The sequence below is a fragment of the Streptomyces sp. NPDC001493 genome (assembly GCF_053597235.1).
Map to the genome: position 1 here is coordinate 21,736 of NZ_JBSFHV010000033.1, position 17,913 is coordinate 39,648.

The window sequence follows — 17,913 nt, forward strand, 5'->3', positions numbered from 1 at the left end:
CCTCCCCGGCCTGCCGCCCGCCGGACCCGGTCGTACGCTCGGCACATGGCCCTCTGCGACGATCTGGACCGGGCGGGCACCGACCCGACCCCCGCCCCTCCCGCCGACGCCTGCGCCGACTGCCTGGCCGTCGGCCGGGACGACTGGGTGCATCTGCGGCTCTGTCTGACGTGCGGCCGGGTGGCCTGCTGCGACAGCTCACCGCTGCGGCACGCGACCGCCCACTACGAAGCCTCCGGGCACCCCGTCATGCGCTCCCACGAGCCGGGCGAGGAATGGCGCTGGTGCTTCCGTCACGAAGTGCTCGGCTGACCCCGCAGACCCCCGGAGGCAGGTGTTCCGGGTGCGCCGGGGGAGCGCGCACCGAAGACTGGGCGCATTCCCCGAGGAGGAACTCATGGCCACGCAATTCGAGGCGATCGTCGAGATCGACCGTCCGATCGACGCCGTCTTCGCCTATCTCGCCGACGGCGAGAACGACCGGGATTTCAGCCCGCGGGTGCAGAAGATCGAGAAGACTCCGGCCGGCCCGACGGTCGTCGGCACCACGTTCCGCTCGACGGTCAAGGACGCCGGAATGACCACCCAGCGGGAATTCGCCATCACGGAACTGGTGGCTCCGACCCGGGTCCGCTGGCAGGAGAAGTCGAAGAACGTCGTCGCCGCGGCGGAGGGCGGGTACGACCTGGAGGCCACCGGGAACGGCGGGACCCGGGTCCGGATCTACAACGTCCTCGAAGGCCACGGCATCGGCAAGCTCCTGGTCGGCTTCGCCGTCAAGGCCGCGCGCAAGGACGCCCCCGCCTTCGGGCTCCGTATCAAGAAGGCCGTGGAAGCCGCCGTCCCGGCCCCGTGAGCGTGCCGGGAGCCGCCTGGGGGCGCGCCCGCCCCGGACACGCGCCCGCCCCGGACATGCGAGAGGCCCGGATGCCATGAGCATCCGGGCCTCTGCGTGTACGTACGTGCGTACGGCGACGGCTACGGCAGCTGCGCCGCGCGCGCCTCCCGCCGGTTGCCGCGGAAAGTGTTCACGCGCCGCGCGGTCGCGAAGAGCGGGATCACCGCGCCCAGCACGACCTGGAGCGCGCAGCCGGTCTGGAGGAGCAGCTGACCGCCCGGGGCGTCGAACGCCCAGGCGACGAGGAGCCCCATCGCGGCCACGATCCAGCCGAGCATCGCCACCGCGAGCACACCCCGCGGCTTCGGGTACTCGACCCGGCTGACCATCAGCCACGCCACCCCGACGATCGCGAGGAGGGTGGGCACGAAGGGCAGCTCCAGGAGCACGATCGAGACGACCGTGAGCGCTCCGAAGGGGCTCGGCATGCCCTGGAACATGCCGTCCTTCAAGGTCACGCAGGAGAACCGCGCAAGCCGCAGCACCACCGCCAGCAGCACCACGATCGCCGCGAGCGCCGAGACCCGCTGGTGCGCGTCGTCCGCGACCATCCCGTAGACCAGGACGAAGTACGCCGGCGCGAGACCGAAGCTGATGAGGTCGGAGAGGTTGTCCAGCTCCGCGCCCATCGGCGACGACCGCAGCTTGCGGGCCACCAGACCGTCGAAGAGATCGAAGACGGCCGCCATCAGCATCAGGATCACCGCGGTGGCCGCGGAGTGACGCGCCATGCCCGACTCGTCACTGCCCGTGAGGTGCGGGATCAGAATGCCCGTGGTGGTGAAGTACACCGCCATGAACCCGCAGGTGGCGTTGCCGAGCGTGAGGGTGTCCGCTATCGACAGCCGCAGTGAGAGAGGCATGTCCTGGGTGCCGTCTCCGTCACCCTCGTCGGCGGCCTCGGGCACCCAGTCGGCCTGGGTGTCCGGATCAACCACGGTCAATTCGAGTCACCCCCGCGGTGGTGGCCTGGCCGACCTCGACCGCGACCTCGACGCCTTCCGGCAGGTAGATGTCGACGCGCGAACCGAAGCGGATCAGGCCGATGCGCTCGCCCTGCTCGACCTTCGTGCCCTGGGGGATGTAAGGCACGATGCGACGCGCGACCGCGCCGGCGATCTGGATCATCTCGATGTCGCCGAGCTCGGTGTCGAAGTGCCAGACAACGCGCTCGTTGTTCTCGCTCTCCTTGTTGAACGCCGGGACGAACCCGCCCGGGACGTGCTCGACCGACGTCACGGTACCGGCCAGCGGAGCGCGGTTGACGTGGACGTTGAGCGGGCTCATGAAGATCGCGACGCGGGTGCGCCCGTCCTTCCACGGCATGATGCTCTGCACCACGCCGTCGGCCGGGGAGATGACCCGGCCCTGCGCGATCTCGCGCTCGGGGTCGCGGAAGAACCACAGCATGCCCGCCGCGAGCGCGGTGGTGGGCACGGCCACGGCGGCCCAGCGGCCGGACTTGCGCGCCCGGGTCAGGCTGAGCGCCGCGGTGGCGACGGTCGGGAGGAGCCACGGCGATGCTCCGCGAGCGATGCGGACCCCGCCGCGGTGTGCGGAGGTAAGGCTGTCGGGCATGAATGACCTTCGTAGCGGATGATGCCGCGCTGGCAACGGGGGACGGCGGCTTTCCGCCGATGCTATCGGTTGGTGGCCACAACTGGGCAAGCCAGCAGCCGAGTCGGACCGCTCGAAGACCGCGCTCCAGGGTCACTGGATGTGATCTTCTTCGCGGCCAAATCGCCCCTAAAGGGACGATCAACCCTGCAAGCGGTACTCCTCCAGGAGTCGGCGGCCAATGATCATTTTCTGGATCTCGGCGGTACCCTCACCGATCAGCAGCATCGGTGCCTCGCGGTAGAGGCGCTCGATCTCGTACTCCTTGGAGAAGCCGTAGCCGCCGTGGATGCGGAAGGCGTCCTCGACGACTTCCTTGCAGTATTCGGAGGCGAGGTACTTCGCCATCCCTGCCTCCAGGTCGTTACGTTCCCCGGAGTCCTTTTTGCGGGCCGCGTTTACCATCATCGCATGGGCCGCTTCGACCTTGGTGGCCATTTCGGCCAATTTGAACTGGATGGCCTGGTGCTGGGCGATCGGCTTTCCGAAAGTTTGACGCTGCTGAGCGTACGAAACGCCCAATTCGAATGCACGTTGAGCGACACCGCAGCCACGCGCCGCCACGTTCACCCGGCCGACCTCGACTCCGTCCATCATTTGGTAAAACCCTCGGCCGGTGGTGCCACCGAGGACCCGATTGGCCGGAATGCGTAGTCCGTCCATGATGAGTTCGGTGGTGTCGACCCCCTTGTAACCCATCTTGTCGATCTTCCCGGGGATGGTGAGGCCGGGCCTGACCTCCCCGAAGCCGGCCTCCTTCTCCACCAGGAAGGTCGTCATCGACTTGTGCGGCGGCGTCCCCTCGGGGTGTCCTTCGTCACTCCGGCACAGGACCGCCACCAGGGTCGACGTCCCCCCGTTGGTGAGCCACATCTTCTGGCCGTTCAGGACGTACTCGTCGCCCTCGCGCACGCCCTTGGACGTGATCGCGGACACGTCGGATCCGAGACCCGGCTCGGACATAGAGAAGGCGCCCCGCACCTCGCCCAGCGCCATGCGCGGCAGGAAGGTGTCCTTCTGCTCCTGCGTGCCGTGCTGCTTGAGCATGTACGCCACGATGAAGTGCGTGTTGATGATCCCCGACACACTCATCCAGCCGCGCGCGATCTCCTCCACGCAGAGCGCGTACGTGAGCAGCGACTCACCCAGCCCGCCGTACTCCTCCGGGATCATCAGCCCGAACAGGCCAAGCTCCTTGAGCCCTTCGACGATCTCCGTCGGGTACTCGTCGCGGTGCTCCAGCGCGGTGGCGACCGGGATGATCTCCTTGTCGACGAAGTCCCTTACGGTGGAGAGGATTTCCTCTTGGACGTCGGTCAGACCGGCGGTCCGGGCGAGTCGGCTCATGACGGCTTCTCCTGTGACTTCGCTCTAGTTGGCGGGGCGCTCTGGTTGGCGGGTCGATCTAGTTGACGGGGGTCGGGCGGCCGGGCTGTTCGCCGCCGCGCGCCTCGATGTACTCCTGCGTGGGAACCATCACCTTGCGCCGGAAGACGCAGACCACGGTCCCGTCCTGCTTGAAGCCCCGGGTCTCGACGTACACGATGCCCCGGTCGCTCTTGGACTTCGACGGCGTCTTGTCGAGCACGGTGGTCTCGCCGTAGATCGTGTCGCCGTGGAAGGTGGGCGCGATGTGCCGCAGCGACTCCACCTCCAGGTTGGCGATGGCCTTGCCCGACACGTCCGGCACCGACATGCCGAGCAGCAGCGAGTAGACGTAGTTCCCGACGACCACGTTCTTGCCGAAGTCGGTCGTGTTCTCCGCGTAGTTGCTGTCCATGTGCAGCGGGTGGTGGTTCATGGTCAGCAGACAGAAGAGGTGGTCGTCGTACTCGGTGACCGTCTTTCCGGGCCAGTGCTTGTAGACCGCGCCGACCTCGAACTCCTCGAAGGTGCGTCCGAACTGCATGGTCAGGCCTCCGGGGCTTCGAACTTCGAGGTGCGCCGCATCCCGGCCGCCCGCCCCTTGCCCGCGATGACCAGCGCCATCTTGCGGCTCGCCTCGTCGATCATCTCGTCGCCGAGCATCGCCGAACCCTTCTTGCCGCCCTCCTCCGAGGTGCACCAGTCGTAGGCGTCGAGGATCAGCTCGGCGTGGTCGTAGTCCTCCTGCGACGGCGAGAAGACCTCGTTGGCCGCGTCGACCTGGCCCGGGTGCAGCACCCACTTGCCGTCGAATCCCAGCGCCGCGGCGCGGCCGGCCACCTCGCGGTAGGCGTCCACGTCACGGATCTGCAGGAACGGTCCGTCGATCGCCTGGAGGTCGTGCGTACGGGCCGCCATCAGGATGCGCATCAGGATGTAGTGGTACGCGTCGGCGCCGTAGCCGGGCGGCTGCTGGCCGACCACCAGGGTCTTCATGTTGATGGACGCCATGAAGTCGGCCGGGCCGAAGATCAGCGTCTCCAGCCGGGGCGAGGCCGCCGCGATGGTGTCGATGTTCACCAGGCCCTTGGCGTTCTCGATCTGCGCCTCGATGCCGATCCGGCCGACCTCGAAGCCCATCGTCTTCTCGATCTGGGTGAGCAGCAGGTCCAGCGCGACGACCTGCTCGGCGTCCTGGACCTTCGGCAGCATGATGCAGTCGAGGTTCGGCCCGGCGCCCTCGACGACCGTGATGACGTCCCGGTACGTCCAGTGCGTGGTCCAGTCGTTGACCCGCACCACCCTGGTCTTGCCGGTCCAGTCGCCCTGGTTGAGCGCGTCGACGATGGTGTGCCGCGCCCCCTCCTTGGCGAGCGGCGCGCAGGCGTCCTCCAGGTCCAGGAAGACCTGGTCGGCCGGAAGCCCCTGGGCCTTCTCCAGGAAGCGCGGGTTGGAACCGGGCACGGCCAGACACGAGCGGCGGGGACGCAGCCGGTTCACGGGCGTGGGCGTGGTCATGCGGGGACCTCCAGAGGGTCGAGCTTGTTGGCTTTGCGGATCTCGTCGACGATACGGCCGATGATCTCCGTGATACCGAAGTCCTTCGGGGTGAAGACGGCGGCGACCCCGGCCCGGACGAGAGCGGCGGCGTCGGCGGGCGGGATGATCCCGCCGGCGATCACCGGGACGTCGTCCGCGCCGGCCTCGCGCAGCCGGTGGAGCACGTCGGGGACGAGTTCGGCGTGCGAGCCGGAGAGGATCGACAGGCCCACGCAGTGCACGTCCTCGGCCAGCGCGGCGGAGACGATCTGTTCGGGCGTCAGCCTGATGCCCTGGTAGACCACCTCGAAACCGGCGTCGCGCGCGCGTACGGCGATCTGCTCGGCACCGTTGGAGTGCCCGTCGAGCCCCGGCTTGCCGACCAGCAGCCGCAGCCGTCCGCAGCCCAGGTCCTCGGCGGTACGGGCCACCTTCGCGCGGACCGCCGCCAGCGGGGTGCCCGGCTCGGCGGTCACGGCCACCGGCGCCGAGGAGACCCCGGTCGGCGCCCGGAACTCGCCGAACACGTCCCGCAGCGCCCAGGACCACTCCCCGGTGGTCACCCCGGCGCGGGCGCACTCGACCGTCGCGGCCATCAGGTTCTCCGTACCGGCGGCGGCCTTCTTCAGGGCGGCCAGCGACTCGGAGGCGCGCGCCTCGTCGCGGGCGTCCCGCCAGGCGTGCAGGGCGGCCACCACCCGGGCCTCGTTCTCCGGGTCCACCGTCATGATGGCGCCGTCCAGGTCGGCGGTGAGCGGGCTGGGCTCGGTCGCCTCGTGCACGTTGACGCCGATGATCTTCTCCTCGCCGCTCTCGATCCGGGCCCGCCGTGCGGCGTGCGAGGCGACCAGCTCGGACTTGAGGTAGCCGGACTCGACGGCCGCCATCGCGCCGCCCATCTGCTCGATCCGGTCGATCTCGTCGAGCGCCTCCTCCACCAGGGCGTCCACCTTGGCCCCGATCACCCGCGAGCCGTCGAAGATGTCCTCGTACTCCAGCAGATCGCTCTCGTGCGCGAGGACCTGCTGGATACGGAGCGACCACTGCTGGTCCCAGGGGCGCGGCAGCCCCAGCGCCTCGTTCCACGCGGGGAGTTGCACCGCGCGGGCGCGGGCGTCCTTGGAGAGGGTGACGGCCAGCATCTCCAGCACGATGCGCTGGACGTTGTTCTCCGGCTGCGCCTCGGTGAGGCCGAGGGAGTTGACCTGGACGCCGTAGCGGAACCGCCGCTGCTTGGGGTCGGTGATGCCGTACCGCTCACGGGTGATGCGGTCCCAGATCCGGCCGAAGGCGCGCATCTTGCACATCTCCTCGACGAAGCGGACGCCCGCGTTCACGAAGAAGGAGATGCGCCCGACCACCGCGCCGAACTTCTCCTCGGGCACCTGCCCGGAGTCGCGCACCGCGTCCAGCACGGCGACCGCCGTGGACATGGCGTACGCGATCTCCTGGACGGGCGTGGCCCCGGCCTCCTGGAGGTGGTAGCTGCAGATGTTGATCGGGTTCCACTTGGGGACGCGGTTGACCGTGTACGTGATCATGTCGGTGGTCAGCCGCAGGGAGGGCCCGGGCGGGAACACGTGCGTCCCGCGCGAGAGGTACTCCTTGACGATGTCGTTCTGGGTGGTGCCCTGGAGCTTGCCCGGATCGGCGCCCTGCTCCTCGGCGACGACCTGGTAGAGCGCCAGCAGCCACATCGCGGTGGCGTTGATCGTCATCGAGGTGTTCATCTGCTCCAGCGGGATGTCCTGGAACAGCCGGCGCATGTCGCCGAGATGGGAGACCGGCACCCCGACCCGCCCGACCTCGCCGCGGGCGAGGACGTGGTCGGGGTCGTAACCGGTCTGGGTGGGCAGGTCGAAGGCGACGGAGAGACCGGTCTGGCCCTTGGCGAGGTTGCGCCGGTAGAGCTCGTTGGACGCCTCGGCCGTCGAATGGCCCGCGTACGTCCGCATGAGCCAGGGACGGTCCTTGTGACGTTCGGTCATCGGGAGACCTCAGACGTTCTCGCGGGAAGGGGTGGCGGCCGGTTCCGCGGAGGTGTCGCGGAACAGGTTGATGGCGTCGATGTGCTTCGCGCGCAGTTCCTCGTCGCGCACGCCCAGGCCCTCGCGCGGGGCCAGCGCGAGGACGCCGACCTTGCCCTGGTGGACGTTGCGGTGCACGTCGTGAGCGGCCTGGCCGGTCTCCTCCAGCGTGTACACGCGGGAGAGCGTCGGGTGGATCTTCCCCTTCGCCACCAGCCGGTTCGCCTCCCACGCCTCGCGGTAGTTGGCGAAGTGCGAGCCGACGATCTTCTTGAGCGACATCCACAGGTAGCGGTTGTCGTACTCGTGGGTGTACCCGGAGGTGGAGGCACAGGTGACGATGGTGCCGCCCTTGCGGGTCACGTAGACGGAGGCGCCGAAGGTCTCGCGGCCGGGGTGCTCGAAGACGATGTCGACGTCCTCGCCACCGGTCAGCTCGCGGATCCGCTTGCCGAACCGCTTCCACTCGCGGGGGTCCTGGTGGCTCTCGTCCTTCCAGAACTTGTAGCCCTCGGCGTTGCGGTCGATGATCGCCTCGGCGCCCATCCGGCGGCAGATCTCCGCCTTCTGGTCGTTGGAGACCACGCAGATCGGGTTGGCGCCGCCGGCCAGCGCGAACTGGGTGGCGTACGAACCGAGTCCGCCGCTGGCGCCCCAGATCAGCACGTTGTCGCCCTGCTTCATGCCCGCGCCGTTGCGCGAGACGAGCTGGCGGTACGCGGTCGAGTTGACGAGGCCGGGGGCCGCCGCCTCCTCCCAGCTGAGGTGGGCGGGCTTGGGCATCAGCTGGTTGGACTTCACGAGGGCGATCTCGGCGAGCCCGCCGAAGTTGGTCTCGAAGCCCCAGATGCGCTGCTCGGGGTCGAGCATCGTGTCGTTGTGGCCGTCGGACGACTCCAGTTCGACGGAGAGGCAGTGCGCGACGACCTCGTCGCCGGGGTGCCAGGCGTTCACGCCGGGCCCGGTGCGCAGCACGACGCCCGCGAGGTCGGAGCCGATGACGTGGTACGGCAGGTCGTGGCGCTTGGTCAGCTCGCTGAGCCGCCCGTACCGCTCCAGGAAGCCGAAGGTGGACACCGGCTCGAAGATCGAGGTCCAGACGGAGTTGTAATTCACCGAGCTGGCCATGACGGCGACCAGGGCTTCTCCCGGGCCGAGTTCGGGCACCGGGACCTCGTCGAGGTGGAGCGATTCGCGCGGATCCTTGTCGCGGGTGGCCCGCCCCTCGAAGATTCCCGCTTCGTCCTTGTGCACGGTCACCGCGCGGTACGACTCGGGGAGGGGCAGCGCCGCGAAGTCGGCTGCGGTGCTTTCCTGCGACTGGATCGCGTCCAGGATGTCCTTCACGGTGATGCCTCCGGCGGGTGGTGTCTCCCCTGCTCGAACGGGCCGAGAGCCAGGGGAACGCTGGTGAGGAACGCTTCGGTGGTCCCTGATGGACAGGGAGCGGTGCGGTCTGGAGGTGTGCCGTCGGTTCGGCGGGTGATGCTCGGCGTGCTCGGTGGAGCGGAAGGGTGCCTGTGACGCAGGCGTCCGGGCGCGTGGGCACGGTCGGCCCCGGGGACAGCCGGCGTACGTCGAGTTTCTGGTACGCCGGCCGCCCGGACGCCTTCAACGTATGGCACTGCGTGACAGCTGACAAGGCACCGAGTGCCAGAAATTTCTCTCAGCTGTCATCCGGTCGGCACGCATGAGCAACACGATGGGTGTTCTGGTGCGGTCTGTCCCGCAGGAGAAGGGCTACGGCGCGATGCGGTACACGTACGGCGTCGTGGTGGCGAGCGCCGTGAAGCCCAGCCGCGCCAGGATCGGCGCCGAGTCCGCGGACGCGTCGACCTGGAGGTACCCGACCCCGCGCGCGGCGGCCGTACGGGCCCGGTGCGCCACCAGGGCCCGGTAGATGCCGCGCCCCCGCCACGCCGGGTGCGTCCCCCCGCCCCAGAGCCCCGCGAAGGAGGTGCCCGGATACAGCTCCAGCCGCGCCGAACTCACCGGCACCCCGTCCGCCACGGCCACCAGCCCGAAGAACTCCTCCGGCGCCGCCGCCAGCCGGGCCAGCATCTGGTCGCGCAGCCACGAGGAGTCCGTGCCGAACGCCGCCTCGTGCGCCTCGGCCATCAGCCGCACCCCCGCCTCGTCGTGGACCTCGCGCAGCTCGACCCCGGCGGGCGGCCCGGCGTCGGCCGGCAGGTCGGCCACCGCCGCCACCATCAGCGTCTCGGGCGGCTCCGGGACGAACCCCGCCGCCCGCAGCCGCTCGCCCAGGTCGGCGGGCCGGTCGTAGCTGTAGAGCTTCCACTCGAAGGAGGTGACACCGCGTGCCAGGCAGTACGCGACCTGCGCCGCGACGGCCGCGTCGGCGCCCTCCTCGTCGAGCTCCGGTGAGGACCACACGACAGCGCTCCAGCTGTCGTCGCCGCCGCTCTGGCGTACCACCGGACCGTCCCGCTCCACCCGTGCGCCGGGGCCGTCGGGGCGGGCGTGCTCCCGCATCTCGTGATCGAACAGGGCAAGAAGTCGTTGAGGTGTAGTCATCGGCGCACCCGATCACACGGCGACGGCCCCGACCAGTGAATTTCGGCCGCGCCCGCGTCGATCACCCCATCCCGGGCAGACGCCGGAAGGAGATGATCTTGCGCCTGGCCGGACACGCGACGCGCAGGACGCAGGGACGGGACGAGGGGTGGCGGACGGGATGCCGACAGCGATACGCGGGCGCACACGGACGCGCCGCGGGGACTTCAGCCTCCGGCGCACGGCAGTGGGATTCGTCCTCGCCGCGCTCCTGCTCGGGGTCGGCGGGACGCTGCTCCGCAGCGCCTGGCAGGGCGTCGGCGGCCATCCCGTCGTCCGGGGCGTGCTCGCCCTGCTCGTCCTCGTGGGCGCGGCCGCCCTGCTGCGCCGGCGTCACCGGCGCAGGCGCGCCGCCCGGCTCGCGGCGGCCGTGACCGGGGCGGCGGAGGAGCTGGTGGACACCGCGCTGGCGGAGATCGACGAGGCGGTGGCGGCGGAGGTGCGGGCCGAGCCGGTGCTTGCCCCCGAGCCCGAGCGCGGTGCCGGGCCCGAGTGCGGGTCGGCCCAGCCCCAGCCCGCGTACGGGCCGGCTCCGGTGGACTTCGCGGCCCTCGACCCGTACGCCTTCGAGGAGGCCGTGGCGGACCTCTGCCGGCGCGACGGCTGCCGGGACGTCGAACGGGTGGGCGGCGCCGGGGACCTCGGCGCCGACGTGCTCGCCACCACGGCGGACGGCCGCCGCCTCGTCGTCCAGTGCAAGCGGTACGGCCCCGCCAACAAGGTCGGCTCGCAGGATCTCCAGCGGTTCGGCGGGACCTGCTACGCGGTCCACGGGGCCGACACGGCGATCGTGGTGACCACCGGTGAATTCACCGCGCCCGCCGTCGAGTACGCGGCCGCCTGCGGCATCGTCTGCGTCGACGCGGACGCGCTGGCCGGCTGGAGCGGGGGGACGCTGCCGCCGCCGTGGGAGTCCCCGGCGGCCGTCGGCGGGACCGGACTGCCCGAGCCCGCCTGAGCGTCCGCCCGCCGGGTGGTGTCCCGGGCCGTGGCCGAAAGACGTCGGCGGGCCCGTGCCTCAGCGCTCCTTCAGCGCCTGCTGGATCGTCCGCATGACCTCGTCCAGCGGGGCGTCCGTCCGCGCCACCGCGACCAGCACCTCGCCGTCCGTGGTCACCGAAGCGGCGGGCGGCGCCGCGGACTTCGCCGGCTCGGTGCCGACGATCCGGTCCGCGCCGATGCCCGTGCCGGTGCCGAAGGTCTCCCGGACGATGGCGAAGGCATGGTCGAGCTGGTCCTCCACGTCGCCCTTGCCGTCCGCCCGCAGCCAGCGCCGCAGCACGTGGTTGTGGGCGGTCACCACGGCCGACGCGGCGACCTCGGCCAGCAGCGGGTCGTCGTTGCCGACGTGACTGTCCCGCTCGTCGAAGTGGCCCAGCAGATAGCGCGTGAACAGCCGCTCGTAGCGGGCCACCGACGCGATCTCGGCCTCGCGGAGCGCCGGTACCTCGCGGGTGAGCTTGTAGCGGGCCACGGAGACGGCGGGCTTGGCCGCGTACATCTTCATGACCTCCTTGATGCCCCGGCACACCGTGTCGAGCGGGTGCTCGTGGGAGGGGGCCGCGTTCAGGACCGCCTCGGCCCGCACCAGGGTGTCGTCGTGGTCCGGGAAGATCGCCTCCTCCTTCGACCGGAAGTGCCGGAAGAAGGTCCGCCGGGCCACGCCCGCGGCGCCCGCGATCTCGTCGACGGTGGTGCCCTCGTACCCCTTCGTCGCGAAAAGCTCCATCGCTGCGGCGGCCAACTCGCGGCGCATCTTGAGCCGTTGGGCGGCGGCGCGAGTGACTGCCGTGCTCTCCGGGGCGTCGGAGGCGGCGGTGGCACGGGGTGACCTGGCGGGCTGGGACATGGTGTGAACGTACTCCATGGGTGTGGGGCAGCGCTCCCGAGGTGGTGTCCTGTCGATCAAGGCCGTGCGTGACCGGCCGGACACCACCCCGGGGGCGGGGTCAGCGCCGCGTGTGCTCGCGGAAACCGCGCCCGGTCTTGCGGCCCAGGCATCCCGCCGCGACCAGGTGCTCCAGCAGCGGCGCCGGGGCCAGCCCCGGGTCGCGGAACTCCTGGTGCAGCACCTTCTCGATGGCGAGGGAGACGTCCAGCCCGACCACGTCCAGCAGCTCGAACGGGCCCATCGGATAGCCGCCGCCGAGCTTCATCGCGGCGTCGATGTCGTCCAGCGTCGCGTAGTGCTCCTCGACCATCTTGATCGCGTTGTTGAGGTACGGGAAGAGCAGCGCGTTGACGATGAATCCGGCCCGGTCGCCGCAGTCCACGGGGTGCTTGCGCACCTTCGCGCAGACCTCGCGCACGGTGGCGTGCACGTCGTCGGTGGTCAGCACCGTGCGGACCACCTCGACCAGCTTCATCGCGGGCGCCGGGTTGAAGAAGTGCATCCCCACCACGTCCCTCGGCCGGGACGTGGCCCGCGCGACGGACACGACCGGCAGCGAGGAGGTGGTGGTGGCGAGCACCGCGCCGGGCTTGCAGACCTTGTCCAGGGTCGCGAAGAGCTGCTGCTTGACCAGCAGGTCCTCGGCGACGGCCTCCACGGCGAGATCCACCTCGGCGAACGCGTCCAGCGAACCGGCCGGGGTGATCCGGGCGAGTGTCTCGTCCCGGGCCTCGGCGGTCAGCCGTCCCTTGGTGACCGAGCGCTCCAGGGACGTGGCGATCCGGCCCTTGGCGGCGTCCGCCTTCTCCTGGGACCGGGCGGCGAGCACCACCGTGTACCCGGCCTTCGCGAAGACCTCGGCGATGCCCGACGCCATCGTGCCCGAGCCCGCGACCCCGACCGCGGTGACCGGGCGCCCGGGGACGCCGGCCGCGCCCTCGTGCGGAGTGAGCGCGTCCGGGACCACGTCCTGGCTGCCCGGCGCCGCGTACGAGTAGAAGCCGCGGCCCGCCTTGCGGCCGGTCAGCCCGGCCTCACTGAGCTGCCCGAGCACGGGGGCGGGCGCGTGCAGCCGGTCGTGCGAGGCCGCGTACATGGCCTCCAGCACCGTGCGGGCGGTGTCGATCCCGATCAGGTCGAGCAGCGCCAGCGGCCCCATCGGGAGCCCGCAGCCGAGCCGCATCGCGGCGTCGATGTCCTCGCGGGAGGCGTAGTTCGCCTCGTACATGGCGGCGGCCTGGTTCAGGTAGCCGAAGAGCAGGCCGTCCGCCACGAACCCCGGGCGGTCGCCGACCGCGACCGGCTCCTTGCCCAGCTCCCGCGCCAGCGCGGTGACGGCCTCCACGGCGGGCGGGGCGGTCAGCACCGAGGAGACCACCTCCACGAGCTTCATCGCCGGCGCGGGGTTGAAGAAGTGGAGCCCGAGCACCCGCTCCGGCCGCAGCGACTCGGCGGCCAGCCGGGTCACGGAAAGGGCGTTGGTGCCGGTCGCCAGGATCGTGCCCGGCGCGACGACCGCGTCCAGCTCCCGGATCACCTGCTGCTTGATCTCGTACGACTCCGGCACCACCTCGATGACGAGTTCGGCGTCGGCGGCGGCCGACAGGTCGGAGAAGGTGCGGAAACGGGCGAGGACGTCACCGCGCTCCCGCTCGGTGAGACGCTCCCGGCGCACGGCGCGAGCTGTGGACGCCTCCAGCGAGGCAACCGCACGGCGGGCCGCCGCCTGGTCGATGTCGATGCCGATGACCTCGCGGCCCGCGCGGGCCAGGACCTCGGCGATGCCGGTGCCCATGGTGCCGAGGCCGACGACGGCGATGGTGGTGAACGGGGTGTCCATCACGGGACTCCAGGGTGAGTGACGACTGTGAGGGAGCACGGCGCGCACGAGGGGCGAAGGAACGCGCGCGTGCGGAACGCGTGTCGAGGTGTGCGAGGTGTACGCGATGTACGACGTGAACGAGGCGTACGACGTGCACGAGGCGTACGGGGCCGGGCTGCGGGACACGCGTCCCGGCCCGGAGAAGGGGACGGACCCTGTCCCGGGTCGCGTCACGCGGAGGTTTTCGCGTCTCGCGAAGACCGCCGAACCGACATGCACTCCGGATGGCTGCGTCACCAGGCCACCGGAGCCTGCGGGGGAGTGCCCCGCTCACATGAGAGTAACCGGCGGGTAATGAGCGCGCCAGCCCGGAACCCTTGTGCCCTGGCTCACAGTTGGTCGTGTGTGCGAACGCGCGCGCCTTCCGTACGGAACGTGTCCGAAGATACGCTGAGCGTCATGGACGAGGAGTCGGGACCGCGCACGGACGCGCTCACCGGGCGCACGGATTCGCTTCCGGATCCGCTCGAGAATGCACTTCCGGGTCCGCTCGCGGATTCGTTCACGGATGCGTTCACGGAGCGGCTGAGGCTCGAAGCGGGCGCGGCGGGGCGGGAGGAGTGCACGCGGCTCGCCGTCACCGCAGACCGGGAGGAGCTCGCCCGGGTGCTCGTCGAACCCGGCCGCCCCCTCTGGGCCCGGGAAGTCGCCGCCTTCCGGCTCGGGTGCGCCGGGGACCGCCGGGCCTTCGAGGCCCTCGTGCTGCTGCTCAACCACCGCGACCCCGAGCGCTGCGCCACCGCCGCGCTCGCCCTCGCCGAGCTGCGCGACCCACGCACGCCCCGCGCGGCCGCCGCGCTCGCCACCAACTCCCTGCGCTCCGCGTACGCCCTCCACCCCGTGCGCCTGCTGACCGCCCTGCGCGCCCCGGAGTCGGCTCCCGCGCTGATCGCCACCCTGGAGGGGCTGCTCGCACCCGGGGGACCGCACTGGCGGGTGGCGCTGGCCTGCGTCGAGGGACTCGGGCAGCTCGGGGACGACAGGGCCCGGCCGGTCCTGGAGTCGGCGCTGCCGCACCCCAGGCTCTCCGGCGCCGCCGCCCACGCCCTCCGCCTGCTGCCGGTGGCCGGGGAGTCGACAAACACGCCCTGACCACCCGTACCGCCCTCCGCGACGGTCAGCCGGGAGACGTACGGCCGGCCGGCCGCGTGCCGAGCTCCCGGACGTATCTGACCTCGGGAACCATCAGCCCGCCCGCCTCGAAGTCCTCCTCCGCCCCGTCCGGAGCGAACCCCGCGCGCTCGTAGAAGCGGCGCGCCCCGGTGTTCTCCCGCAGCACCCACAGTGCCAGCGTCGGGAACCCGTCCGCGGCCGCCCGGACCATGACCTCGGCGAGGAGCGCGCCGCCCGTCCCGGCCCCCGTGCGGTCGGGCCGCACGTAGATCGCGTACAACTCGCCGCCCTCGCTCCGGCTTCCGTCGTCCTCGCGGTAGGCGCCGTAGCAGGCCCAGCCCACGACCTCCGGTTCCGGCGGACCGGGCGCCCCCGGAGGACCGGCCACCGCCACCAGGTTCACCGCGCCACCCCCGGCGAGCCGCTCGCGCAGGGTCGCCGTCTGCCGGCCGACGTCCATCGCGTCCAGGTACGCCTGCGGCATCAGCCCCCGGTACGCGGACTGCCAGCCGCGCACCCGGATCGCCGCGACGGCCCCGCAGTCCTCGTCGGTCATCTCGCGCAGATGCGGGCCCGGGGCGGGCGCAGGGGTGGGCGCCGGGGCGTGCTGTGTCGTCATGACGGCCATCGTGGACCACACCCCGCCCGCCCGTCCGGCCCGGGCCCGCGTGCCGGTCAGCCCCGGAAGCCGAGCAGCCCGTGCAGGGCTCCGCCGCCGGAGCCCGAGGCGGTCTTACCGTCCTTCGCGCTGTCCTTCGCACGCGACGCCTTCCCGGCGGGCCGTGGCTCCGGGTCCGGGCGGGCCGTGCAGACCGCGTCCGCGTCCCCGCGGCCGGTCCCGGTCGGTACGGCGCCGGTCCCGAGGTACTCCGACAGATAGGTGTCGAGGCAGGTGTTGCCGCTCAGGGTGATGCCGTGGTTCCCGCCGCCCTCCTCCACCACCAGCCGGGAGCCCTTGATGCTGCGGTGCATGCTCAGTCCCCCCGCGTACGGGGTGGCCGCGTCCTCGGTCGCCTGGAAGAGCAGCATCGGCGGCACCGCGTCGTTGGAGATCCGGACGGGGCTGAGCGGCTCCACCGGCCAGCTCGCGCACGGCGCGTTGTACCAGGCGTTGTTCCAGGTGATGAAGGGAGCCTTCGAGGCCACGTCCCGCGCGTCGTTGCGCCAGGTGCTCCAGTCCCGGGGCCAGGCGGCGTCGCGGCACTGGACCGCGGTGTAGACGGAGTAGCCGTTGCTGTCGTCGCCGGTGTCGCCGAACCGTTCCCAGGCGGCGAGCAGCGCCGTCCCGTCGGCGTCGTTCACGTACGAGGCGAACGCCTCGGCGAGGGCCGGCCAGTAGCCGTTGTAGTAGCCCCCGGGCAGGAAGGTGTCCTCCAGCTCCCCGGGCCCGACCTTGCCGCCGGCCGGCTTCTCGGCGACCGCCGCCCGCATCCGGTACCAGGCGGCCTCGACCGCGTCGGGGTCCGTGCCGAGGCGGTACGTGGCGTCGTTCTTCGCGACCCAGGCGGCGAAGGCCTTGTGGCGGGCGTCGAACGCGTAGTCCTGGGCGATGTTGTCCGCGTACCAGACGCCCTCGGGGTCGACGACGGAGTCGAGCACGAACCGCCGCACCCGGTCCGGGTGGAGCTGGGCGTAGACCGCGCCGAGGTAGGTGCCGTAGGAGTAGCCGAGGTAGTTGATCCGCCGCGCGCCGAGGGCTTCGCGGATCGTGTCCAGGTCGTGGGTGGCGCTCACGGTGTCCATGTACGGCAGCAGGTCGCCGTACTTGCTTCCGCAGGATTCGGCGAACGAGGCGGCCCGGTCGCGGACCGCCCGCTCGGCGGCAGCGGACGAGGGGACCGACGCGGGGCGCACCGGCCTGAAGTACCCCGGCGCGCAGTCGAGTTTCGGGGTGCTCCTCCCGACGCCGCGCGGGTCGAAGCCGATCACGTCGTACTGGGCGGCGACCTTCGCGGGCAGGGCGGTGGCCACGAACCCGGCCAGGTTCAGCCCGCTGCCGCCGGGGCCGCCCGGGTTGACCAGCAGCGGCCCCTGGAAGGCCTTCGCGGTGTGCGGGACACGGGTCAGCGCGAGCGTGACCTGCCGGTCGTCGGGGTGGTCGTGGTCGAGTGGCGCCCGGACCGTGGCGCACTGGAGCGTCGGCCGGGCGTCCGTGGCGCACGAGGTCCACTTCAGCGGCGCGGGCGCGGGCGCGGCTCCGGTGTCGGCTGTCGCCGGAGCGGGCACGGCGTTCACCAGACCGGCGACCACCGCGGCAGCGGCAACCAGGTTCTTTGCACGGTTCGTCATACGGCCTCCCGGGGCGAGGGATCGCGGCTGCACGAGAGCGCAGCCTCGGCCGGATGCTCCCCGCGATCGGCGGCGGAGGGACACGGCGGTGCCGGAGTTGACCCGTACGGGCGGCCGGTCGGCGTCACGCCGGGCTCGGGGCCCCCTGGGTGGTGTCCGGCGGATCATGGCCGGGGCGGCCGGGTGGTGTCCGGTCCGGACGCGCCGTCTGACGCTCGGATCTCGGTGCCGGACGCCGTCTGATGCCCGGTCTGGCACCGGACGCCGGACGCCGTCTGACGCCCGGGTCTCGGTGCCGGACGCCGCCTAACGCCCGGTCTCGCGGAGTGCCGCCTCGATGACCGCGTCGAGGAGGCCGGGGAAGGCGCGGTCCAGGTCCGCGCGGCGCAGGGTGTTCAGCTTCGTCGTGCCCTCGTAGTGCTGCCGGATGAGGCCGGCGCGACGCAGAACCTTGAAGTGGTGGCTGCTGGTGGATCTCGTGACGTCGATGTCGAAGGTCCCGCACGCCATGTCCCGCTCCGAGACGGCGAGTTGCCGGACGATGCTGCGCCGTACCGGGTCGACCAGCGCCTCCAGCACGTCTTGGAGCGTCATGTCCTCGGCGGCTACGTGGTCGGCGATGCGCTCGTCCGTCTGTGCGGTCACGTGGCCGGGCCTCCTCGGTTCGAACGCGGCAGCTCATCCTATGACAACGCGGAAGTTCGACCATTATCAAGTT

General features: G+C 71.4%; 17 protein-coding genes. 4 read left to right on the plus strand and 13 right to left on the minus strand.

Translation table 11 applies throughout. The annotated features are described in order from the left end of the window. Positions 1-45 precede the first annotated feature (45 nt). Both ACWCWD_RS32650 and ACWCWD_RS32655 read left to right on the plus strand, forming a co-directional pair. Positions 46-312: a UBP-type zinc finger domain-containing protein gene (locus tag ACWCWD_RS32650; RefSeq protein WP_450778522.1), complete on the plus strand. Its 267-nt coding sequence runs from the start codon at positions 46-48 to the stop codon at positions 310-312. 85 nt (positions 313-397) lie between these two features. Further along, on the plus strand, positions 398-856 hold the full coding sequence (locus ACWCWD_RS32655; RefSeq protein WP_450778523.1) for an SRPBCC family protein: 459 nt from the start codon (positions 398-400) through the stop codon (positions 854-856). 122 nt (positions 857-978) lie between these two features. Here the strand turns inward: ACWCWD_RS32655 and pssA are convergent, their stop codons facing one another. The 8 genes from pssA to ACWCWD_RS32695 all read right to left on the minus strand — a co-directional run bounded on the left by pssA (position 979) and on the right by ACWCWD_RS32695 (position 9,981). After that, a complete protein-coding gene (gene pssA, locus ACWCWD_RS32660) occupies positions 979-1,842 on the minus strand; it encodes a CDP-diacylglycerol--serine O-phosphatidyltransferase (RefSeq protein WP_390961881.1) in 864 nt (287 codons plus the stop codon). Then, the gene (locus ACWCWD_RS32665) at positions 1,829-2,476 is read right to left on the minus strand and encodes a phosphatidylserine decarboxylase (protein ID WP_327179000.1); all 648 of its coding nucleotides are present in this window, start codon (positions 2,474-2,476) and stop codon (positions 1,829-1,831) included. Before ACWCWD_RS32665 ends, pssA begins: the two co-directional genes overlap by 14 nt. A 180-nt stretch (positions 2,477-2,656) precedes the next feature. Continuing rightward, positions 2,657-3,862 carry an acyl-CoA dehydrogenase family protein gene (locus ACWCWD_RS32670; protein WP_450778526.1) on the minus strand — a complete coding sequence of 402 codons (1,206 nt, stop codon included), beginning with the start codon at positions 3,860-3,862 and terminating at the stop codon, positions 2,657-2,659. A 58-nt stretch (positions 3,863-3,920) separates the two neighbouring features. Continuing rightward, positions 3,921-4,424, minus strand: coding sequence for a MaoC family dehydratase (locus tag ACWCWD_RS32675; RefSeq protein WP_450778527.1), 504 nt, complete (start codon positions 4,422-4,424; stop codon positions 3,921-3,923). A gap of 2 nt (positions 4,425-4,426) precedes the next feature. Next, positions 4,427-5,398: an HpcH/HpaI aldolase/citrate lyase family protein gene (locus tag ACWCWD_RS32680; protein WP_327179003.1), complete on the minus strand. Its 972-nt coding sequence runs from the start codon at positions 5,396-5,398 to the stop codon at positions 4,427-4,429. Continuing rightward, positions 5,395-7,407, minus strand: coding sequence for a protein meaA (locus tag ACWCWD_RS32685; RefSeq protein WP_450778529.1), 2,013 nt, complete (start codon positions 7,405-7,407; stop codon positions 5,395-5,397). The genes ACWCWD_RS32680 and ACWCWD_RS32685 overlap by 4 nt, the downstream gene beginning before the upstream one ends. 9 nt (positions 7,408-7,416) lie before the next feature. Beyond that, positions 7,417-8,793, minus strand: coding sequence for a crotonyl-CoA carboxylase/reductase (ccrA, locus tag ACWCWD_RS32690; RefSeq protein ID WP_450778531.1), 1,377 nt, complete (start codon positions 8,791-8,793; stop codon positions 7,417-7,419). A gap of 393 nt (positions 8,794-9,186) precedes the next feature. Beyond that, positions 9,187-9,981: a GNAT family N-acetyltransferase gene (locus ACWCWD_RS32695; protein WP_450778533.1), complete on the minus strand. Its 795-nt coding sequence runs from the start codon at positions 9,979-9,981 to the stop codon at positions 9,187-9,189. Between the two features lie 160 nt (positions 9,982-10,141). Here ACWCWD_RS32695 and ACWCWD_RS32700 point away from each other — a divergent pair, with 160 nt between their 5' ends. Beyond that, a complete protein-coding gene (locus ACWCWD_RS32700; protein WP_450778535.1) occupies positions 10,142-10,978 on the plus strand; it encodes a restriction endonuclease in 837 nt (278 codons plus the stop codon). Between the two features lie 60 nt (positions 10,979-11,038). Here ACWCWD_RS32700 and ACWCWD_RS32705 read toward each other — a convergent pair whose 3' ends face one another. Together ACWCWD_RS32705 and ACWCWD_RS32710 are read right to left on the minus strand one after the other, a co-directional pair. Beyond that, positions 11,039-11,869 (minus strand): TetR family transcriptional regulator, encoded by an 831-nt coding sequence (locus tag ACWCWD_RS32705; RefSeq protein ID WP_450778537.1) that lies wholly within the window; start codon positions 11,867-11,869, stop codon positions 11,039-11,041. 100 nt (positions 11,870-11,969) lie between these two features. Then, complete coding sequence (locus ACWCWD_RS32710; RefSeq protein WP_450778539.1) at positions 11,970-13,751, minus strand: 3-hydroxyacyl-CoA dehydrogenase family protein; 1,782 nt, start codon at positions 13,749-13,751, stop codon at positions 11,970-11,972. Positions 13,752-14,192: 441 nt separating this feature from the next. Between ACWCWD_RS32710 and ACWCWD_RS32715 the strand changes: the two genes are divergently transcribed. Beyond that, positions 14,193-14,885 carry a HEAT repeat domain-containing protein gene (locus ACWCWD_RS32715; protein ID WP_450778540.1) on the plus strand — a complete coding sequence of 231 codons (693 nt, stop codon included), beginning with the start codon at positions 14,193-14,195 and terminating at the stop codon, positions 14,883-14,885. A gap of 25 nt (positions 14,886-14,910) precedes the next feature. On the opposite strand, the gene ACWCWD_RS32720 is transcribed toward ACWCWD_RS32715, so the two are convergent. The 3 genes from ACWCWD_RS32720 to ACWCWD_RS32730 form a co-directional block, all read right to left on the minus strand. Then, positions 14,911-15,525 (minus strand): N-acetyltransferase family protein, encoded by a 615-nt coding sequence (locus ACWCWD_RS32720; protein ID WP_450778541.1) that lies wholly within the window; start codon positions 15,523-15,525, stop codon positions 14,911-14,913. A gap of 56 nt (positions 15,526-15,581) precedes the next feature. Beyond that, entirely contained in the window at positions 15,582-17,195 is a 1,614-nt protein-coding gene (locus ACWCWD_RS32725; protein WP_450778543.1) for an alpha/beta hydrolase, read from the minus strand. Between the two features lie 306 nt (positions 17,196-17,501). Then, the gene (locus ACWCWD_RS32730; RefSeq protein ID WP_450778544.1) at positions 17,502-17,840 is read right to left on the minus strand and encodes an ArsR/SmtB family transcription factor; all 339 of its coding nucleotides are present in this window, start codon (positions 17,838-17,840) and stop codon (positions 17,502-17,504) included. Positions 17,841-17,913: the final 73 nt, after the last annotated feature.